Here is a 17,936-nt window from a genome sequence, read left to right as displayed (position 1 = left end):
ATGAGCACTCCGCTCAAGGCAAGCATCTCGGTCCCCCGGAGCAAGGACCTCGAGGTCAACGGCATCAAGTACAACCGCTCCTCGTCCCGCCGCAACAACTTCGAGATGTTCGCGTGGCTGTTCATGCGCCTGTCCGGCGTGATCCTGCTGGTGCTCGTCTTCGTCCACCTCTGGGTCAACCTCGTGGGCCCGGAGGGCGGCGTGAACGCCGTCGACTTCGCGTTCGTGGCCGGCAAGTGGGCCAGCCCGTTCTGGCAGGTCTTCGACATGCTCCTGCTGTGGCTGGCGATGCTGCACGGCACGAACGGGCTGCGCGTGATCATCGACGACTACGCGGAGAAGGACCGGACCCGGTTCTGGCTGAAGGTCTTCCTCTTCACCACGTCCGCCTTCGTGATCCTGCTCGGCACCCTCGTCATCTTCACCTTCGAGCCCTGCCCGGCCGGCGCGGACCCCGCGCTGCTCGCGAGCTTCTGCACCGCGGGCTGATCCCTGCCGGAGACGGCCCGCCCCGCGGCGGGCCGTCTCCGCCGTCCGGTCACAGGCGACCGGGCCCCAGCACATCCGACGGAACACCCAACAGAAAGAACAACCGGTATGCAGGTTCACAAGTACGACGTGGTCATCATCGGCGCCGGTGGTGCCGGTATGCGCGCCGCCATCGAGGCCGGTCAGCGCTCCCGCACTGCCGTACTGACCAAGCTGTACCCCACGCGGTCCCACACCGGCGCGGCGCAGGGCGGCATGTGCGCGGCCCTCGCCAACGTCGAGGAGGACAACTGGGAGTGGCACACGTTCGACACCATCAAGGGCGGTGACTACCTGGTCGACCAGGACGCCGCCGAGGTGATGGCCAAGGAGGCCATCGACGCCGTCCTCGACCTCGAGAAGATGGGCCTGCCGTTCAACCGCACCCCCGAGGGCAAGATCGACCAGCGACGCTTCGGCGGCCACACCCGCGACCACGGCAAGGCCCCCGTGCGCCGCGCCTGCTACGCCGCGGACCGCACCGGCCACATGATCCTCCAGACGCTGTACCAGAACTGCATCAAGCACAACGTGGAGTTCTTCAACGAGTACTACGTCCTGGACCTGATCATGACCGAGGTCGACGGCCAGCGCCGCGTCGCCGGCGTCGTCTCCTACGACCTCGCTTCCGGGGAGCTGCACGTCTTCCAGGCCAAGTCCGTGGTCTTCGCCTCCGGCGGGGCGGGCAAGGTCTACAAGACGACCTCCAACGCCCACACGCTCACCGGCGACGGCATGGCCATCGCGTTCCGCAACGGCCTGCCCCTCGAGGACATGGAGTTCATCCAGTTCCACCCCACCGGCCTGGCCGGGCTGGGCATCCTCGTCTCCGAGGCCGCCCGCGGCGAGGGCGGGATCCTGCGCAACGCCGACGGCGAGCGGTTCATGGAGCGCTACGCCCCGACCATCAAGGACCTCGCCCCCCGCGACATCGTGGCCCGCTCCATGGCCAACGAGGTGCGCGAGGGCCGCGGCGCCGGGCCGAACAAGGACTACGTCCTGCTCGACCTCACCCACCTGGAGCCGGCGCACATCGACGCGAAGCTGCCCGACATCACGGAGTTCGCCCGCACGTACCTGGGCGTGGAGCCCTACACCGAGCCCGTCCCGGTGTTCCCGACCTGCCACTACGCCATGGGCGGCATCCCGACCAACATCAAGGCCGAGGTGCTCCAGGACAACGAGAACGTGGTCCCGGGCCTGTACGCCGCCGGCGAGGTCGCCTGCGTGTCCGTGCACGGCTCCAACCGCCTGGGCACCAACTCGCTGCTGGACATCAACGTGTTCGGCAAGCGCGCCGGCATCTACGCCGCCGAGTACGCGCAGCGGGCCGAGTTCGTGCCCGTGCCGGACACCGCCCTGGACAGCACCGTGGCGCTGCTCGACAACGCCCGCAACGGCACCGGCACCGAGAAGGTCGCCGCGATCCGCAAGGACCTGCAGGACACCATGGACCTCAACGTCCAGGTGTTCCGCACCGCCGACACCCTGCAGACGGCGCTGGACGACATCGCCGCCCTCGAGGCCCGGTACGCGAACATCTCCATCCAGGACAAGGGCAAGCGCTTCAACCTGGACCTGCTGGAGGCCGTGGAGCTCGGCTTCCTCCTGCAGCTCGCGAAGGTCATGACCGTGGCCGCCCTGCACCGCACCGAGTCCCGCGGCGGGCACTTCCGGGAGGACTTCCCGGAGCGCGACGACGCCAACTTCATGAAGCACTCGATGGTCTACCTCGACCCCTCCTCCCCCACCGCGGGGATCCGGCAGGAGACGAAGCCCGTCATCTTCACCCGCTACGAGCCCATGGAGCGTAAGTACTGATGTCTACCGCACACACTCCCGACCGGCCCGAGGACGGCCGCGACGACGACCCCCAGGACCGCGCCCCCGAGCACGGCCACGCCCCGGGCCACGCCCAGGACGACCGTGCCGGCTACAAGACCGACGCGGACGCCGGGTCGGTCGACGAGCGCGACGAGGCCGCGGCCCCGGCCGTGGACCCCGCCGCCGAGAACGCCGAGGGCGGGGAGCCCGCCGCGCGCGTGGACCTGCCCGAGGAGCAGCAGGGCAGCGACGAGATCCCGACCTTCGACCTCACCCTGCAGATCCGCCGCTACAACCCGGAGGTCTCCGACGAGGTCCGCTGGGACGAGTACAAGCTGACCATGTACGGCACCGACCGCGTGCTGGACGCCCTGCACAAGGTGAAGTGGGAGATCGACGGCTCGCTGTCCTTCCGCCGCTCCTGCGCGCACGGCGTGTGCGGCTCGGACGCCATGCGCATCAACGGCCAGAACCGCCTCGCCTGCAAGGTGCTGCTCAAGGACCTCGACCTGTCCAAGCCCGTCACGGTGGAGCCCATCAAGGGCCTGCCGTGCGAGAAGGACCTGATCGTGGACATGGAGCCGTTCTTCCAGTCCTACCGCGAGATCATGCCGTTCCTCGTGGCCGGCGGCAACGAGCCGACCATGGAGCGCTACCAGTCCCAGGAGGACCGGGCGCGCTTCGACGACACCACCAAGTGCATCCTGTGCGCCGCGTGCACGTCGTCCTGCCCCGTGTTCTGGACCGACGGCCAGTACTTCGGTCCGGCGGCGATCGTCAACGCGCACCGGTTCATCTTCGACTCCCGCGACGACGCGGGGGACCTGCGCCTGGAGATCCTCAACGACAAGGAGGGCGTGTGGCGCTGCCGCACGACCTTCAACTGCACCGAGGCGTGCCCGCGCGGCATCCAGGTCACGAAGGCCATCGCCGAGGTCAAGAACGCCATCCTGAGCCGCTCCATGTGAGCGTGCCCCAGGCCGCCGCGGCCCGTCCCCTGCACGGCAGGGGGCGGGCCGCCGTCGTCCGTGCGCGGCGGCGGCTCAGCGGCGCCCGGTCAGGGTGGCCATGGGCACCACGGTGATCGCCACGTTCTCCCCGTCGGGGTGCACCCGCCCGCCGCGCTGGTCCGCGTGCACGATCGCCCCGATCGCGGCCGAGAACAGCAGGATCTGGTTGAACAGGTAGAACCACAGGAGCACGCCCACCACGAGGGCGACCGAGAGCAGGTACGGGTTGGTGGTGGCCCCGGCGACCACCGTGCCCCCGATGTAGCGCAGCGCGAAGCTGCCGGCCGCCGCGGCGAGCACGGTGACGGTCAGGGCGCGGCGGGTGATCCGCAGCCCGGCCACGCCCCGCACGAGCTCGAGGGCGAACAGGGCGTCCAGCACGACGACGAGCAGGGTGCTCAGCGCCCAGGTCAGCCCGGTGCGCAGCCAGTCGGGGCCGCTGCCCCAGCCGAGCTCGCCGGCGGTGTCCAGCAGGAAGCCCAGGAGGCCCGAGGCCGCGCCGTTGGCCACGACCGAGAGGGCGAGCAGCACGCCCAGCAGCAGCAGCCCCAGCAGGTCCCGCGGCACGGCCGCGATGGGCAGGCCCTGCGCGGGGGGCACCTCGAAGAGCCGGCGGAACGCGAGCCGCACCCCGGAGACCCAGCGCCAGCCGGAGAAGAACAGGACCGCGGCGCCGATCACCGTGGCCAGGGTGAAGGGCCGGGTGTCCTCGAGCAGCTCGAGGGGGACCACTCCCCCGTCCCCGGTGTCCAGCAGGCCGGGGACGCGCTCGGTCACGGCCTCCACCACGGCGTCGCGCACCAGGGGGTCGTTGCCGAGGAACACGCCGATCACGGAGAAGCCCATCACCAGCAGGGCGGTGGACGCGAAGATCAGCACGAAGGACAGGCCCGCCGCCATGAGGGGCCCGCCGTGGAAGAGGTAGTGCAGGACCACGCGGACCGGCATCCGCCGGTAGGTCTCGGCGAGCGCCACGGCGAGCACCGAGCCGGCCAGCCCGAGGGCGCCGGCGCCGGCGGCCCGCTTCTCGCGCAGCAGCGCCCGCTGGCGCAGGGCCTCGCGCCGCATGCCGTGGCGGTCGATCGCGCGCGGCGGCAGCTCGGGGGCGGGGCCGGTGCGGGGGCCGGCGCGGGTGCTCATGGCCGGGCGGCTCAGCGCCGGTCGCGGTCGCGCCCCGTGAAGGGGAACTCCTCGCGGATCCGCCAGACGCCCCGGCCGTCGAGCTCGTAGAGACCGATCCGGTCCACGAGGAACCCGGCGCGGTAGGTCCGCAGCATCTCCTGGGCGCGGTCGAGGTCCTCCTCCTCCACGGCCTGGGCGATCGTGACGTGGGGGTGGAACTCGAAGGGGGACGCCGAGACGAGCTGCTCCTCGTGCAGGGCGTCGTGCAGCGCGCGGCACTGCTCCTCGCCCTCCTGGATGCGCAGGTAGACCACCGGGCTCACGGGGCGGAACGTGCCGGTGCCGTTGATCTCCACCCGGAACGGCTCCCACTCGCGGGCCACGGCCCCGACCCGCTGCACGACGTCCGCCCAGCGCTCCGCCTGCGGGGCGATCATCAGCGTGATGTGCGCCGGCACGGCGTAGGAGGCGGGGTCCCCGAAGGACGCGCGCCAGTCCTGGAGCTCCCGGCCCACGGGCTCGGGCAGCTCGATCACCACGCCCGCGTACACCTGGCCGGGGCGGATGGTGGGGGACTGCTGCGTTCGGGTCAACTCAACTCCTCACAGGACGGGACCCAGCCTAGCCCAGCCCCCCGGACCCGCCCAGGCGCGGCAGGAAGCCCATCCGGTCGTAGACCCCCGCCAGGGTCCGGACGGTGATCTCGCGGCCCTTCTCGGCGCCCCGGGCGAGGAGGCGGTCCAGCTCCGCGGGGTCGTCCAGCAGCTCCTGGGCGCGGGCCTGGATCGGGTCCAGGGTCTCGGTGACCACCTCGGCCAGCCCCACCTTGAGGTGGCCGTAGAGCTTCCCCTCGTACTCCGCCACGAGGTCGGCCACGGGCCGGCCGGTGAGCGCCGAGTACACGGTCAGCAGGTTGGCGATGCCCGGCTTGGCCTCGCGGTCGAAGCGGATCTCCGTGCCGTCGTCGGTGACCGCGGACTTGATCTTCTTCGCGTTCTTCTTGGCCGGGTCGAGCAGCCGGATCAGCCCGCTCTCGGACGCGGCGGACTTGGACATCTTGGCGGTGGGGTTCTGCAGGTCGTAGACCTTGGCGGACTCGGCGAGGATCTTCGCGTCCGGCACCACGAACGTGTCCCCGAAGCGGGTGTTGAAGCGCTGGGCGAGGTTGCGGGTCAGCTCGAGGTGCTGGCGCTGGTCCTCCCCCACCGGGACCTGGTGCGCCTGGTAGATCAGGATGTCGGCGGCCATGAGCACCGGGTAGGCGAACAGGCCGACCGTGGCGTTCTCGGCGCCCTGCCGGGCGGACTTGTCCTTGAACTGCGTCATCCGGGACGCCTCGCCGAAGCCCGTGATGCAGTTGAGCGCCCAGGCCAGCTGGGCGTGCTCGGGCACGTGGGACTGCACCAGCAGGGTGGAGCGCTCGGGGTCGATGCCCGCGGCGATGTACTGGGCCGCCGTGACACGGGTCCGCTGGGCCAGGGCGGCCGGGTCCTGCTCGGCGGTGATGGCGTGCAGGTCGGCCACGAAGAACACGCACTCGTTGTCGTCCTGCAGGTCCACCCAGTTGCGCACGGCCCCCACGTAGTTGCCCAGGTGCAGGGAGTCCGCCGAGGGCTGCACCCCCGAGACGACACGGGGTCTGCCGGAGGCGGTGGGGACGTCGAACGGTACGGGCTCAGGGGTCACGGTGCGGGGTCCTTCGATCGGGCGGGCGCCGGCGGGGGCGCGGAGCGGGCGAACGGGTCAGAGCTGGTAGTCGACCACCACGGGCGCGTGGTCGGAGAAGCGCGTGTCGTAGCTGGGGGCGCGGTCCACGGCGGCGGTCACCGCCCGGGCCGCGAGCCCCGGGGTGGCCATGTGGTAGTCGATGCGCCACCCGGCGTCGGTGTCGAAGGCCTTGCCGCGGTACGACCACCACGTGTACGGCCCGGGGACCGGTCCGGCCAGCTCCCGGGCGACGTCCTTGTACCCGTGCTCGCCGAAGAAGCGGTCGAAGTAGGCGCGCTCCTCGGGCAGGAAGCCGGCGTTCTTGACGTTGCCCTTCCAGTTCTTGATGTCGAGCTCGGTGTGCCCCACGTTGAGGTCGCCGACGACGAGCACGTGCTCCCGCGTGCGGGCGAGCTCGGGCAGCCGCTCGCTCATGACGTCGAGGAAGCGGTACTTGTCGTCCTGGCGGGGGGTGCCGACCTCCCCGGAGTGGACGTAGGCCGAGACCACGGTGAGCGTGGGGCCGTCGGCCAGGTCGTGGTCCGTCTCGACCCACCGGCCCGCGGTCTCGAAGTGCTCGTGGCCGATGGAGTCGCGCCGCCGCACGGGCAGCAGGGACCCGTCCCGGGCGTCCCGGCGGGTGGCCACGGCCACGCCCGCCCGGCCCTTGTCGGCGGCCTCGGCGTGGTGGACGTCCCACACCTGCTCGTCGAGCAGGTCCCGGACGATCCGGTCGGGGGCCCGGACCTCCTGCAGGCACAGGATGTCGACGTCACGGCCCGCCAGCCAGTCGGCCATGCCGCGCTTGTAGGCGGCGCGGATGCCGTTGACGTTGACGGTGGCGACGCGCAGGACGTTCTCGGGGCGGGACATGCGGGGGCACCTGGCTTCCGGGTGGTGGTGAGCGGGGGTCGTGCTGCGGGGGTTCGTGCCGCGGGGCGGTCGGGGTCAGTCGACCACGGTGCCGCTGAGGGGCTCCTGGCGCAGCATGCTCATCCCGTTGCCGGCCGTGATGTCGATGGTGTCGAGGGCGCGGTCCAGCGCCTCGCGCTCGGGGCCCTCGACGGGCAGCGCGGCGAGCTCCTGCTTGATCACCTTGGACTGGACCAGGACGATCTGGAAGCTGTGGGAGAGCTTCTCGTCCCGCATGGAGCCGGCGGCGGCGGACCCGGTGACGGTGGGGGCGCGGCCGGAGCCGGTGCGCAGCTGCTCCCGGGCCTCGTCGACCTGCCGGCGGCCGAAGCGGGCGGCCTTGCGGACCATGAGCACCACCCAGGTGGCGAGCAGCAGCCAGCCGAGGGCGATGCCGGCGAGCGCCCAGCCCAGCCACGAGTTGGCGTTCGCGGCCTGCAGCAGCGCCACCACGAAGATCACCACGAGCACGGCCAGTCCGATCACCGTGCCCCACAGGGCGGTGCGGGAGGCGGGCTCGGCGGCCGGGGCGGTGGACGGGGTCGGGGATCCGAGGGAGCGCATGGTCCCCATTGTCTCAAATCCCGGCCCGGGCCACGAACCGGCGCGGGCGCCGTCCCCGCCCCGCGCCGGGGACGGCCGCGCCCCCGGGAGCGAGGGCTCCCGGGGGCGCGGCGCGGTGGACGGCGCTCAGCGGAGGCCGGCGTGCCGCTCCGCGGTCTCCACCACGTTGAGCAGCAGCATGGCCCGGGTCATGGGCCCCACCCCGCCGGGGTTGGGGGAGATCCAGGAGGCCTTCTGCGCGGCGGCCGGGTCGATGTCCCCGGTGAGCCTCTTCTTTCCAGTCTCGGGGTCCTCCACGCGGGAGACCCCGACGTCGAGGAGCACCACGCCGTCCTTGAGGCTGTCGGCCGTGATCATGTGCGGCCGCCCGGCGGCGGCCACGACGACGTCGGCCTGGGCCAGCAGCGCGTCGAGGTCCTGCGTGCCGGTGTGGGCGAGGGTGACCGTGGCGTTGATCTCCTTGCGGGTCAGCAGCAGCCCGATCGGCCGTCCGACGGTCACGCCGCGGCCCACGACGAGCACGTGCCGGCCCGCGAGCTCGACGTCGTTGCGGCGCAGCAGCTCGATCACCCCGTTCGGCGTGCACGGCAGCGGGGAGGTCATCGGCTCGGAGACGTTGAGCACGAGGCGGCCGAGGTTGGTCGGGTGCAGCCCGTCGGCGTCCTTGTCCGGGTCGATGCGCTCGAGGATGGCGTTGGTGTCGATGTGCCCGGGCAGCGGCAGCTGGACGATGTAGCCGGTGCACGCGGGGTCCGCGTTGAGCTCGTCGAGGACGCGCTCGAGCTCCTCCTGGGAGACGTCCGCGGGCAGGTCGCGGCGGATCGAGGAGATGCCGACCTCGGCGCAGTCCTTGTGCTTGCCGCCCACGTAGGAGTGCGAGGCGGGGTCCTCGCCCACCAGCACCGTGCCGAGGCCGGGGGTGACCCCCCGCTCCGCCAGCACGGCCACGCGCTCGGCGAGCTCGGTCCTGATGGCGGCGGAGGCCGCCCGTCCGTCGAGGATCCGTGCGCCCACGCTCACCACTCCTCGAGGCCGTCGTAGAGCGGGAAGTCCGCGGCCAGCCGGTCCACGCGGGCCCGCAGGGCGTCGATGTCGGCCCCGGGCTTCAGGGCGGTGGCGATGATCTCGGCGACCTCCTCGAACTGCGGTGCGCCGAAGCCGCGCGTGGCCAGCGCGGGGGTGCCGATCCGCAGCCCGGAGGTGACCATCGGCGGCCGCGGGTCCCACGGCACGGCGTTGCGGTTGACGGTGATCCCCGCCCGGTGCAGGAGGTCCTCGGCCTGCTTGCCGTCCAGCTCGGAGTCGCGCAGGTCCACCAGCACCAGGTGCACGTCGGTGCCGCCGGTCAGCACGGACACCCCGGCCCGGGCGACGTCGTCGGCCCCGAGGCGCTCGGCGAGGATCCGGGCGCCCTCGACCGTGCGCTCCTGGCGGGCGCGGAACTCCTCGGTGGCCGCGATCTTGAAGGCCACGGCCTTGCCCGCGATGGCGTGCATGAGCGGGCCGCCCTGCTGGCCCGGGAAGACGGCGGAGTCGATCTTCTTCTTGAGCTCGCCCGTGGTCAGGATCACGCCGGAGCGGGGTCCGGCGAGGGTCTTGTGCACGGTCGAGGTGACCACGTGGGCGTGCGGCACGGGGTTGGCGTGCAGGCCCGCGGCCACGAGGCCGGCGAAGTGGGCCATGTCCACCCACAGCTTCGCCCCGACCTCGTCGGCGACCGCGCGGAACGCCTCGAAGTCCAGCTCCCGCGAGTACGCGGACCAGCCGGCCACGATGACCTGCGGGCGCTCGGCGAGGGCCTGCTCCCGGACCCTGTCCATGTCGATCGTGTAGGTGTCGGGGTCGACCTCGTAGGCCGCGATCTCGTAGAGCTTGCCGGAGACGTTGAGCTTCATCCCGTGGGTGAGGTGGCCGCCGTGGGCCAGGGAGAGGCCCATCAGCTTGTCGCCGGGGGTCATGAGCGCCTGCATGACGGCCGTGTTGGCCTGGGCGCCCGAGTGCGGCTGCACGTTGGCGTGCTCGGCGCCGAACAGGGCCGTGGCCCGGTCCCGGGCCAGGTTCTCGACGACGTCGACGAACTCGCAGCCGCCGTAGTAGCGGCGCCCGGGATAGCCCTCGGCGTACTTGTTCGTCAGCACCGAGCCCTGGGCCTCGAGGACCGCCCGGGGCGCGAAGTTCTCGGAGGCGATCATCTCGAGGGTGCCGCGCTGGCGGCCGAGCTCGTCGGCGATCGCCGCCGCGATCTCCGGATCGACCTCGGCGAGGGGCTGGTTGGTGACGGACGGGGACGTGCTCGTGGACATGCCGCTCCTGAAGTCGGGGACCTGGGTGGACCGTCTACGAGTTTAGGCGATGGCGGAGCACCCGGTCCCGTCCGGCGTGGGCGGCCCGGCCGACGACCCGCTCGAGGGGTCCCTGGCCCCGGGCGCGGTGCCACAGGACGGCGAACACGGTGCCCACCAGGACGTGCACGAGGAACCACAGCACCGGCTGCTCGTAGTGCAGCTCCAGGAAGAGCCCGAGCAGGTGCGCCGAGTACAGGGTGAGTGTCATCGAGCCGGCCGCGACCAGCGGCAGCAGCACGTGCCCGGCCCGGCGGGCCACGAGGAGGCACAGGCCGAGCACGAGGGCGCCGGTGCCCACCCCGCTCAGCAGGGCGAGCGGGGTGTTGGTGTGCGGCCCGGTCACGGCCAGCCACCACCAGGTGGCGGAGGGCAGGACGGGGTCCGGCCCGTACACGAGGACGTCCTGGACGTCCCCCCGGTCCAGGGAGGGGCTCGCGGCGAGCAGCCGCTCGATGCCGCCGAGGGGGTGCAGCAGCAACCAGGAGGTGACGGCGGAGAACACCGCGAGCGCGGCCCCGCCGATCGCGAGGCCGGCCTGCGTGCGCACGGCCGAGAGGTCCAGCCGGCCCAGGGCCAGGCCTGCGAGGAGGTAGACGAGGTACGTCACCCCGGGGTACGAACCGGTCACGAGCAGCTGGGCGAGGGTGGTGCCCGGCTCGGTGACGAGCTCGGCGAGGCCGGGGTTGTAGACGGTGAACCCGGGCAGCACGGGGCCGAGCGAGTGCACCAGCACGGGACCGAGCACGGCGAGCCCCGCCGCCCAGGCGAGCAGGGCGCGCACGGACAGGTGCAGGAAGGGCAGGGCGAGCAGGAAGAACACGCCGTAGTAGACCAGGATGTTGTAGGCGGGCGGGTCGCCGGGCGAGAGCTGGTTGATCAGCAGCCCCAGCGCGGTGATGAGCACCGCGCGCACGAGCAGGCCGGCCCGGTCGGCGGTCGCCCGCCGGCCCTCGTGCACCCGGGTCCCGCCCGAGCCGAGGGCCAGGCCCACGCCGGCGAGGAGGGCGAAGAGGGCGGCGGCCCGGCCCGAGAACAGCGTCCACTGGGCGGTGGCCTCGAAGGTCTCCGGGTCCCAGGACGGCAGGATGTGCACGGAGACCATGCCGAGCAGGGCGAGGCCGCGGGCCGCGTCGATCCCGACCAGGCGCCGGCGGGCGGGCGGGCCCGCGGACGGCGCCGCGGCCCGGGCCTGTCCGGCGGGGTGGCGGGTGTGCAGCATGGCGGTGGTTCCCCTCTCGTGGTGCCCCGCGGGCACCTGCCCGGGGGTCCGGGCCTCCGGGCCCGGTCGTGGATCCACTCCAGCAGACGGGGATGTGGCGCTCTTATCGGGTTCCTGTGCCGGGGCTGTGAAGTGCGTCCGCAAACGATCCGCAGGTGATCGGGGGCCGGTGCGGCGCTACGCTGAGGACGGTCCGAGGACGCCGGTGCCGCCGGCGGGGACCAGGAGGGATTCCGTCGTGACCGAGCCCGTGCAGCGGCCCACCGCCGTGGACCTCCCGCGCCTGCGGCACCCCGACGGGGCACCGGTGCGCGCGCTCGTCGTCGACGACGAGCCGCTGCTGGCCCAGATGGTGTCCATGGGGCTGTCGATGCTGGGCTGGCAGGTGCGCTCCGCCCACGACGGGGACGCCGCGGTGGCCGAGGCCCGCGGCTTCCGGCCCGACGTCCTGGTGCTGGACGTCATGCTCCCGGGCTGCTCGGGGGTGGAGGTGCTCGAGCGGATCCGCTCCTTCTCCCCCACCGTCCCGGCCCTGTTCCTCACCGCGAAGGACAGCACCGAGGACCGCATCACCGGCCTGGCGGCGGGCGGGGACGACTACGTGACGAAGCCGTTCGACATGGAGGAGCTGCTGCTGCGGCTGCACCGCCTGGTGCAGCGCGCGGGCATCGCCCACCCGGACGCCGCGGAGCTGGTCGTGGGCGACCTCGTGCTCAACGCGGACACCCGGGAGGTCAGCCGCGGGGGCGACGAGATCGCGCTGACGGCCACCCAGTTCGACCTGCTCCGCTGCCTCATGGAGAACGCGCGCCGGGTGCTGAGCAAGCCGCAGCTCCTCGAGCAGGTCTGGGGCTACGACTTCGGCGGCCAGACCAACGTGGTGGAGCTCTACATCTCCTACCTGCGCAAGAAGATCGACGCCGGGCGCCCGCCCATGATCCACACCGTGCGCGGCGCCGGCTACGTGCTCAAACCGGCCGAGTGAGCACCCGCCGAGGACGTGCCGCCCCATGAGCACCGGTCCCACGAGCACCGATCCGACCGCCACCGGCCCGACGGGCACCGGTCCCACGGACCCGGAGGCGACCGGGGCGCGGGCCCGGCCGCGGGGAGCGGGACGGGCGCTGCAGCTGCGCACCAAGCTGCTGCTGACGGTCCTGGCGCTGCTGACCGTCGCGTGCGCCGCCGTGGGCGCCCTGGGTCTCGCGGTCCTCAACGTGTCCCTGGGCGAGCAGCTGGACGGCCGGGTCCGGGACGCCTCGTTCCGCACGATCGAGTACGGGGTCCGTGCCGCCGCCGGGCCCTCGGAGGAGCTCGAGGCCATGATGGACGTCCCCGCGCAGGGCGCCGGCACCCTCAACGCCCGGGTCGTCGACGGCGAGGTGGTCCGCGCCGGGCTCTTCGCCCCCGACGGGACGCGGCAGGAGCTGACCGACGAGGACCGGCGGCGGATCGGGGAGCTCGTGACGGCGCTCGGCGCCGAGTCGGACGAGGAGGGGGGCCGGCAGTGGGGCCCCGTGGACGTGGAGCTGGCCGTGGGCGGCTACCGCGTGCTGGTGGTCGACGACCCGTGGGACTGGGGCCTCGTGCTGACCGGTCTGCCGCTGGCCGACAAGGAGGACACCCTGCGCAGCTTCGGGGTGAGCACCGCGGCGATCTCGACCGGCGCCATCGCCGCCACGGGGCTGGTCGGGCTCGTCGTCGTCCGGCGCACCCTGCGCCCCGTGGAGCGGCTCTCCGACGTGGCGACCCGCGTCTCGGAGCTCGACCTCGACCACGGGGAGGTGGTCCTGCCGGTGGGGGCCGTGGCGCCGGCCGCGCACCCGGACACGGAGGTGGGCCGGCTCGGCCACGCCTTCGGGCGGATGCTGGACAACGTCGCCCACGCGCTTGCTACCCGCCAGCGCAGCGAGACGCGCGTGCGCCGGTTCGTGGCCGACGCCAGCCACGAGCTGCGCACTCCCCTGGCCAGCATCCGCGGCTACGCGGAGCTGATCCGGCTCACGGAGCCGATGAGCGCGCAGGGCCGCAGCTCCCTGTCCCGGGTGGAGTCCGAGGCGGCCCGGATGACCGCGCTCGTCGAGGACCTGCTGCTGCTCGCGCGCCTGGACGAGGGCCGGGCCGTGGTCACCGAGGACGTCGACCTCCTCGAGCTGGTGGTCGAGACCGTCAGCGACCTCCGGGTCGCGGCGCCCGGCCACGTCTGGCGCCTCGAGCTGCCCGACGAGCCCGTGCTCGTGCGCGGGGACCCGGCCCAGCTGCGCCAGGTGCTCATCAACCTGCTCGCCAACGCCCACCAGCACACGCCCGCGGGGACGACGGTCACGGCCTCGCTCGGGACGGAGGCGGGCGCCGGACCGGGGCCCGGCGGCGAGGCCGTGCTCGCCGTGGGCGACGACGGCCCCGGCATCGGCGCCGACTTCCTCGAGCACATCTTCTCCCGCTTCGCCCGGGAGGACCACGCCCGCGCCGCGAGCTCCCGCGGCGCCGGCCTGGGCCTCTCGATCGTCGACGCCATCGTGCGCGCCCACCACGGGCGGATCGACGTCAGCAGCGTCCCGGGCCGCACCCGGTTCACCGTCCGCCTCCCCCTGGCCGACCGCTGAGCGGACGCGGCTTGCCCCCGCGGCCCCCGGGCCGTTTAATGAGCTGGTCAGGAACCGTCGGCACGGACGGCCGTCCCCGCTCCAGTGCCAAACCGCAACGCCGCGTCCGGGGTCCGTCGCGTGCCGCGTGCTGGGGGTTTCTCCGTGCGGTTCCGAGGGGTCGCGGACGCCGCACCCACCTTCCGGAGGAACTCTCGTGAACGCACTGCCCACCGCCCCGTTCACCGCCTCCCTGCCGCGCATCCAGGGCGCGGACGCGCTGCCGCAGGCGGTCGACCAGCTGCGCATCCCCCACGAGGCCGTGATCTTCGACATGGACGGGGTGGTCACGGACACCGCCGCCGTGCACGCGACGGCCTGGAAGACTCTCTTCGACGCGATCCTGGCCGACGACCGGCTCGAGCCGGCCGAGGCCGGCACCACGGTGGACCGCCGACCCTTCGACGCCGACGCCGACTACCGTCACTACGTGGACGGGCGGCGGCGCGAGGACGGGATCCGCTCCCTGCTCGCCGCCCGGGGCGCCTGCCTGCCGGAGGGCGACGAGACGCCGGGGGCGTGGACGGTGCAGGGCCAGGCCGTGCTGAAGAACACCTACTTCCAGGACGCCCTGCAGGTCCAGGGCGTCCGGGTGTTCGAGAAGACCGTGGCGCTCATCGAGCGGCTGCGCGCCGCCGGGGTGCCGGTGGGTCTCGTCACCGCGAGCCGCAACAGCGTCCCCGTGCTGGCGGCGGCCGGGCTGCAGGACTCCTTCGACATCATCGTGGACGGCCACTTCGCGGCCGAGCACGGGCTGCCCGGCAAGCCGGCGCCGGACACGTTCCTGACCTGCGCGAAGATGCTCGGGGTGAACCCGGCCCGGTCCGCGGTGGTGGAGGACGCCGTGTCCGGGGTGCAGGCCGCCGCCGCCGGCGGCTTCGGCATGGTGGTGGGGATCCGCCGCCACGGCGAGCGCAAGGACCTGTACCGGGCCGGGGCCACGGTCGTGCTCAACGACGTCGGCGAGCTCGACCTCGGCGCCCGCCGCGACGACCCCTGGAAGCTGGTCTTCGAGGGCTTCGACCCGGCCACCGAGGCCCGGCGGGAGACCCTGCTGACGCTGGCGAACGGCTACATGGGCGTGCGCGGGTCGGCCTGCGAGTTCCCCGACAACGGGGTGCACTACCCCGGCAACTACCTGGCCGGCATCTTCAACCGGGTGGTGAGCCACCTGAGCGGCCGCGACGTCGAGCACGAGTCCATGGTCAACGCCCCCAACTGGACCCACCTGGACCTGCGGGTCTCCGGCGGCGACTGGTGGTCGGAGGGCGGGCTGCGCCCGTCCGAGGAGCGGATCGAGCTCGACCTGCGCCGCGGGCTGCTCATCCGGTCCCTGATCCTCACCGACCTCAACGGCGACCGGGGCGAGGACGGGGCCCACGCCCGGCTGGAGATCGTCCAGCGCCGCATCGTGTCGCTGCGCTTCCGCCACCTGGGGGCGCAGGAGACCACGGTGACCGCCCGGGGGTTCTCGGGGCGGCTGCACCTGCGCACGGGCATCGACCCCAGCGTGCGCAACAACGGGGTCGCGGAGTACCAGGACCTCAACGACCACCACCTGGTGGACCTCGAGTCGACCTCGCTGCCCGACGACCACGAGACCCTGCTCTCGCACGTGCGCACCACCCAGTCCAAGATCGAGATCACCACGGCCCAGCGCACCACCATCGAGGGCGGCCAGAACGTCCGGGAGCGCCGCGAGATCCGGCCCGGCGGCACCGAGTTCCGCCGCCACCAGGTCAACATCGCCGACGGCCGCCCGGTGATCATCGACTCGACCACGGCCGTGGTCACGAGCCGCGACGCCGCGATCGGCTCGCCCCGCGAGGGCGCCCTCGCGGAGCTCGACCGCAACCCCAGCGGCGTCCGGGGCCTGCTGCCCTCGCACGAGATCGAGTGGTCCCTGCTGTGGGACCGCTTCGACGTGGACGTGTGCCCGGACCCGGAGGAGCGCACCGGGGAGCTGGCCATCACCCAGCTGGCGCTGCGGGTGCACCTGTTCCACGTGGCCCAGACGCTGGCGCCGCACATGTCCCTGCGCGACGCCGGGGTCCCGGCCCGCGGCCTGCACGGCGAGGGCTACCGGGGGCACATCTTCTGGGACGAGCTCTACATCCTCCCGGTCGTCAACCTGCACCAGCCGCAGGTGACGCGCGCCCTGCTCTCCTACCGGTGGCGCCGGCTGCCCATGGCCAAGCACCGGGCCACCGAGTTCGGGCTCGAGGGCGCGGCGTTCCCGTGGCAGTCCGGCTCCGACGGCCGGGAGGAGACCCCGCCGGAGCTGTTCAACCACCACTCCAACCGGTGGCTGCCGGACAACTCGTGGCGGCAGTTCCACGTGGGCCTCGCGATCGCCTACAACGCCTGGATCTACTACGAGACCACCGGTGACCTCGACTGGCTGGCGGGGCAGGGCTCGGAGCTGATCATCGGGATCACCCGGCTGTTCGCGTCCCTCACCGACTACGACCCCGCGGACGGCCGCTACCACATCGCCGGCGTCATGGGCCCGGACGAGTACCACGACGGCCCGCGCGGCCAGCACGGCGGCGGGCTGAAGGACAACGCCTACACGAACGTGCTGGCGGCCTGGCTGTTCCGGCACAGCGCGCACATCTTCCACGACATGGTGGAGCACCAGCGCGAGGAGCTCTCCGCCCGCTTCGACCTCTCGGCCGAGGAGGTCGGGACCTGGCAGCGGATGGCCGAGCGGATGTTCGTGCCGTTCAACACGGACGGCACCATCAGCCAGTTCCACGGCTACGACGACCTCGACGAGCTGGACTGGGAGTACTACCGGGCCAAGTACCGCAACATCGGCCGCCTCGACCTCCTGCTGGAGAACGAGGGCGACATGACCAACAACTACAAGCTGGCCAAGCAGGCCGACACGATCATGCTGGTCTACCTCTTCGGCCCCGACGGCCTGGTCGAGGAGCTCGGCCGGATGGGCTACGAGGTGGACCACGCCGCCATCGAGCGCACCGTCGACTTCTACATCGCGCGGTCCTCGCACGGCTCCTCCCTGTCCCGGGTGGTCAACGCCTCGGTGCTCGCCTGGCTGAACCCGGACCGTTCGTGGTCCGCGTTCCAGGACTCCCTCCTGGTGGACCTCGACGACACCCAGGGCGGGACCACGGGCGAGGGCATCCACCTGGGCGCCATGGCCGGCTCCGTCGACGTCGTGACCCGCGCCTACGCGGGGCTGCGCGTGCGCGGCGGCTGGCTCGAGTTCGACCCGGCCCTGCCGAGCCAGCTGGACACCGTCTCGTTCACGGTGCTGTACCGCGGCCAGGTGATCCGGGTCTGCATCGACCACCACGTCCTGGAGCTCGAGGGGGCCTCCCGGCGCGCGGACGACGTCACGATCCACGTGCACGGCGCGGAGTACGTGCTCAAGGGCGGCCAGAAGATCCGCGTGGCCATCCAGCACGGGCACCAGCGCGCCCCGCGGCCGGCCGTCACGCGGCAGGGCGTCTGAGCCGCGGGCGGCGGGCCCGCCGCTAGGCTGGGCCCATGGCACACTCCACGACGCCCGGCACGGTCCTCCCGCACGGGGGGCACGAGCCCCGGATCGACTCCTCCGCCTTCGTGGCCCCGACCGCCACGGTCGTGGGCGACGCCGAGCTGGGACCGGAGTCCGGGGTCTTCTACGGCGCCGTGGTGCGCGGCGACCGCTCCCCCGTCCGGCTGGGCGCGCGGTCCAACCTGCAGGACAACGTGGTGGTCCACTCCGACCCCGGCCACCCCTGCACGATCGGCGCGGACGTGAGCGTCGGCCACGGCGCCGTGGTGCACGGGTGCACCGTGGAGGACGAGGTCCTGATCGGGATGAACGCGACCGTCCTCAACGGCGCCGTGATCGGCACGGGTTCGCTGGTGGCCGCGGGCGCCGTCGTCCTCGAGGGCACCGTGGTGCCGCCCCGGTCCCTCGTGGCGGGGGTGCCGGGCAGGGTCCGGCGCGAGCTCACGGACGAGGAGCAGGAGAAGGTCCGCGCCAACGCGCGCACCTACGTCCGGCTCTCCGCCGAGCACCGCCGGCTCACCGCCTGAGCCGGGC

Annotated in this window: 15 protein-coding genes; 7 read left to right on the top strand and 8 right to left on the bottom strand. The window is 72.8% G+C overall.

The genetic code is table 11. The features are described from left to right. From ACP7CD_RS13090 to ACP7CD_RS13080, 3 genes are all read left to right on the top strand, one after another. On the top strand, nucleotides 1-489 hold the full coding sequence (locus ACP7CD_RS13090) for a succinate dehydrogenase hydrophobic membrane anchor subunit (RefSeq protein WP_017832183.1): 489 nt from the start codon (nucleotides 1-3) through the stop codon (nucleotides 487-489). A gap of 108 nt (nucleotides 490-597) precedes the next feature. Continuing rightward, nucleotides 598-2,349 (top strand): succinate dehydrogenase flavoprotein subunit, encoded by a 1,752-nt coding sequence (gene sdhA, locus ACP7CD_RS13085; protein ID WP_017832182.1) that lies wholly within the window; start codon nucleotides 598-600, stop codon nucleotides 2,347-2,349. After that, complete coding sequence (locus ACP7CD_RS13080; protein WP_017832181.1) at nucleotides 2,349-3,320, top strand: succinate dehydrogenase iron-sulfur subunit; 972 nt, start codon at nucleotides 2,349-2,351, stop codon at nucleotides 3,318-3,320. Before sdhA ends, ACP7CD_RS13080 begins: the two co-directional genes overlap by 1 nt. A gap of 75 nt (nucleotides 3,321-3,395) precedes the next feature. On the opposite strand, the gene ACP7CD_RS13075 is transcribed toward ACP7CD_RS13080, so the two are convergent. The 8 genes from ACP7CD_RS13075 to ACP7CD_RS13040 all read right to left on the bottom strand — a co-directional run bounded on the left by ACP7CD_RS13075 (nucleotide 3,396) and on the right by ACP7CD_RS13040 (nucleotide 11,231). Further along, complete coding sequence (locus ACP7CD_RS13075) at nucleotides 3,396-4,502, bottom strand: YihY/virulence factor BrkB family protein (RefSeq protein WP_017832180.1); 1,107 nt, start codon at nucleotides 4,500-4,502, stop codon at nucleotides 3,396-3,398. A gap of 11 nt (nucleotides 4,503-4,513) precedes the next feature. Further along, complete coding sequence (locus tag ACP7CD_RS13070; RefSeq protein ID WP_017832179.1) at nucleotides 4,514-5,077, bottom strand: 2'-5' RNA ligase family protein; 564 nt, start codon at nucleotides 5,075-5,077, stop codon at nucleotides 4,514-4,516. A gap of 28 nt (nucleotides 5,078-5,105) precedes the next feature. Beyond that, nucleotides 5,106-6,170, bottom strand: a complete 1,065-nt coding sequence (trpS, locus tag ACP7CD_RS13065; protein ID WP_017832178.1) for a tryptophan--tRNA ligase — start codon at nucleotides 6,168-6,170, stop codon at nucleotides 5,106-5,108. A gap of 57 nt (nucleotides 6,171-6,227) precedes the next feature. Then, nucleotides 6,228-7,064, bottom strand: a complete 837-nt coding sequence (locus ACP7CD_RS13060) for an exodeoxyribonuclease III (protein WP_426120357.1) — start codon at nucleotides 7,062-7,064, stop codon at nucleotides 6,228-6,230. Nucleotides 7,065-7,139: 75 nt separating this feature from the next. Continuing rightward, nucleotides 7,140-7,667, bottom strand: a complete 528-nt coding sequence (locus ACP7CD_RS13055; RefSeq protein WP_031282329.1) for a hypothetical protein — start codon at nucleotides 7,665-7,667, stop codon at nucleotides 7,140-7,142. A gap of 126 nt (nucleotides 7,668-7,793) precedes the next feature. Further along, entirely contained in the window at nucleotides 7,794-8,681 is an 888-nt protein-coding gene (locus ACP7CD_RS13050; RefSeq protein WP_426120356.1) for a bifunctional methylenetetrahydrofolate dehydrogenase/methenyltetrahydrofolate cyclohydrolase, read from the bottom strand. 2 nt (nucleotides 8,682-8,683) lie between these two features. Further along, nucleotides 8,684-9,970, bottom strand: coding sequence for a serine hydroxymethyltransferase (gene glyA, locus ACP7CD_RS13045; protein ID WP_017832174.1), 1,287 nt, complete (start codon nucleotides 9,968-9,970; stop codon nucleotides 8,684-8,686). 34 nt (nucleotides 9,971-10,004) lie between these two features. Further along, on the bottom strand, nucleotides 10,005-11,231 hold the full coding sequence (locus ACP7CD_RS13040) for a heparan-alpha-glucosaminide N-acetyltransferase domain-containing protein (RefSeq protein ID WP_017832173.1): 1,227 nt from the start codon (nucleotides 11,229-11,231) through the stop codon (nucleotides 10,005-10,007). Nucleotides 11,232-11,469: 238 nt separating this feature from the next. Between ACP7CD_RS13040 and ACP7CD_RS13035 the strand changes: the two genes are divergently transcribed. From ACP7CD_RS13035 to ACP7CD_RS13020, 4 genes are all read left to right on the top strand, one after another. Then, entirely contained in the window at nucleotides 11,470-12,216 is a 747-nt protein-coding gene (locus ACP7CD_RS13035) for a response regulator transcription factor (RefSeq protein ID WP_017832172.1), read from the top strand. A 25-nt stretch (nucleotides 12,217-12,241) separates the two neighbouring features. Next, nucleotides 12,242-13,837 carry a sensor histidine kinase gene (locus ACP7CD_RS13030; protein ID WP_426120355.1) on the top strand — a complete coding sequence of 532 codons (1,596 nt, stop codon included), beginning with the start codon at nucleotides 12,242-12,244 and terminating at the stop codon, nucleotides 13,835-13,837. A gap of 196 nt (nucleotides 13,838-14,033) precedes the next feature. Beyond that, the gene (locus ACP7CD_RS13025) at nucleotides 14,034-17,357 is read left to right on the top strand and encodes a beta-phosphoglucomutase family hydrolase (protein ID WP_426120354.1); all 3,324 of its coding nucleotides are present in this window, start codon (nucleotides 14,034-14,036) and stop codon (nucleotides 17,355-17,357) included. A 35-nt stretch (nucleotides 17,358-17,392) separates the two neighbouring features. Then, nucleotides 17,393-17,929, top strand: a complete 537-nt coding sequence (locus ACP7CD_RS13020) for a gamma carbonic anhydrase family protein (RefSeq protein ID WP_017832169.1) — start codon at nucleotides 17,393-17,395, stop codon at nucleotides 17,927-17,929. Nucleotides 17,930-17,936 lie beyond the last annotated feature (7 nt).

This window comes from Kocuria sp. LHG3120 (assembly GCF_049897445.1).
Taxonomy (GTDB): Bacteria; Actinomycetota; Actinomycetes; order Actinomycetales; family Micrococcaceae; genus Kocuria; species Kocuria rosea.
The sequence above is the reverse complement of the archived record's forward strand: the minus strand, read 5'-3'. Positions and strand labels throughout refer to the sequence as shown.

Excerpts from the sequence above, each read along its gene's own strand:
- ACP7CD_RS13030 (WP_426120355.1), top strand. The coding sequence starts at position 12,242 with ATGAGCACCGGTCCCACGAGCACCGATCCGACCGCCACCGGCCCGACG.
- ACP7CD_RS13080 (WP_017832181.1), top strand. The coding sequence starts at position 2,349 with ATGTCTACCGCACACACTCCCGACCGGCCCGAGGACGGCCGCGACGAC.
- ACP7CD_RS13055 (WP_031282329.1), bottom strand. The coding sequence starts at position 7,667 with ATGCGCTCCCTCGGATCCCCGACCCCGTCCACCGCCCCGGCCGCCGAG.
- ACP7CD_RS13040 (WP_017832173.1), bottom strand. The coding sequence starts at position 11,231 with ATGCTGCACACCCGCCACCCCGCCGGACAGGCCCGGGCCGCGGCGCCG.
- ACP7CD_RS13075 (WP_017832180.1), bottom strand. The coding sequence starts at position 4,502 with ATGAGCACCCGCGCCGGCCCCCGCACCGGCCCCGCCCCCGAGCTGCCG.
- ACP7CD_RS13060 (WP_426120357.1), bottom strand. The coding sequence starts at position 7,064 with ATGTCCCGCCCCGAGAACGTCCTGCGCGTCGCCACCGTCAACGTCAAC.
- glyA (WP_017832174.1), bottom strand. The coding sequence starts at position 9,970 with ATGTCCACGAGCACGTCCCCGTCCGTCACCAACCAGCCCCTCGCCGAG.
- ACP7CD_RS13090 (WP_017832183.1), top strand. The coding sequence starts at position 1 with ATGAGCACTCCGCTCAAGGCAAGCATCTCGGTCCCCCGGAGCAAGGAC.
- sdhA (WP_017832182.1), top strand. The coding sequence starts at position 598 with ATGCAGGTTCACAAGTACGACGTGGTCATCATCGGCGCCGGTGGTGCC.
- ACP7CD_RS13020 (WP_017832169.1), top strand. The coding sequence starts at position 17,393 with ATGGCACACTCCACGACGCCCGGCACGGTCCTCCCGCACGGGGGGCAC.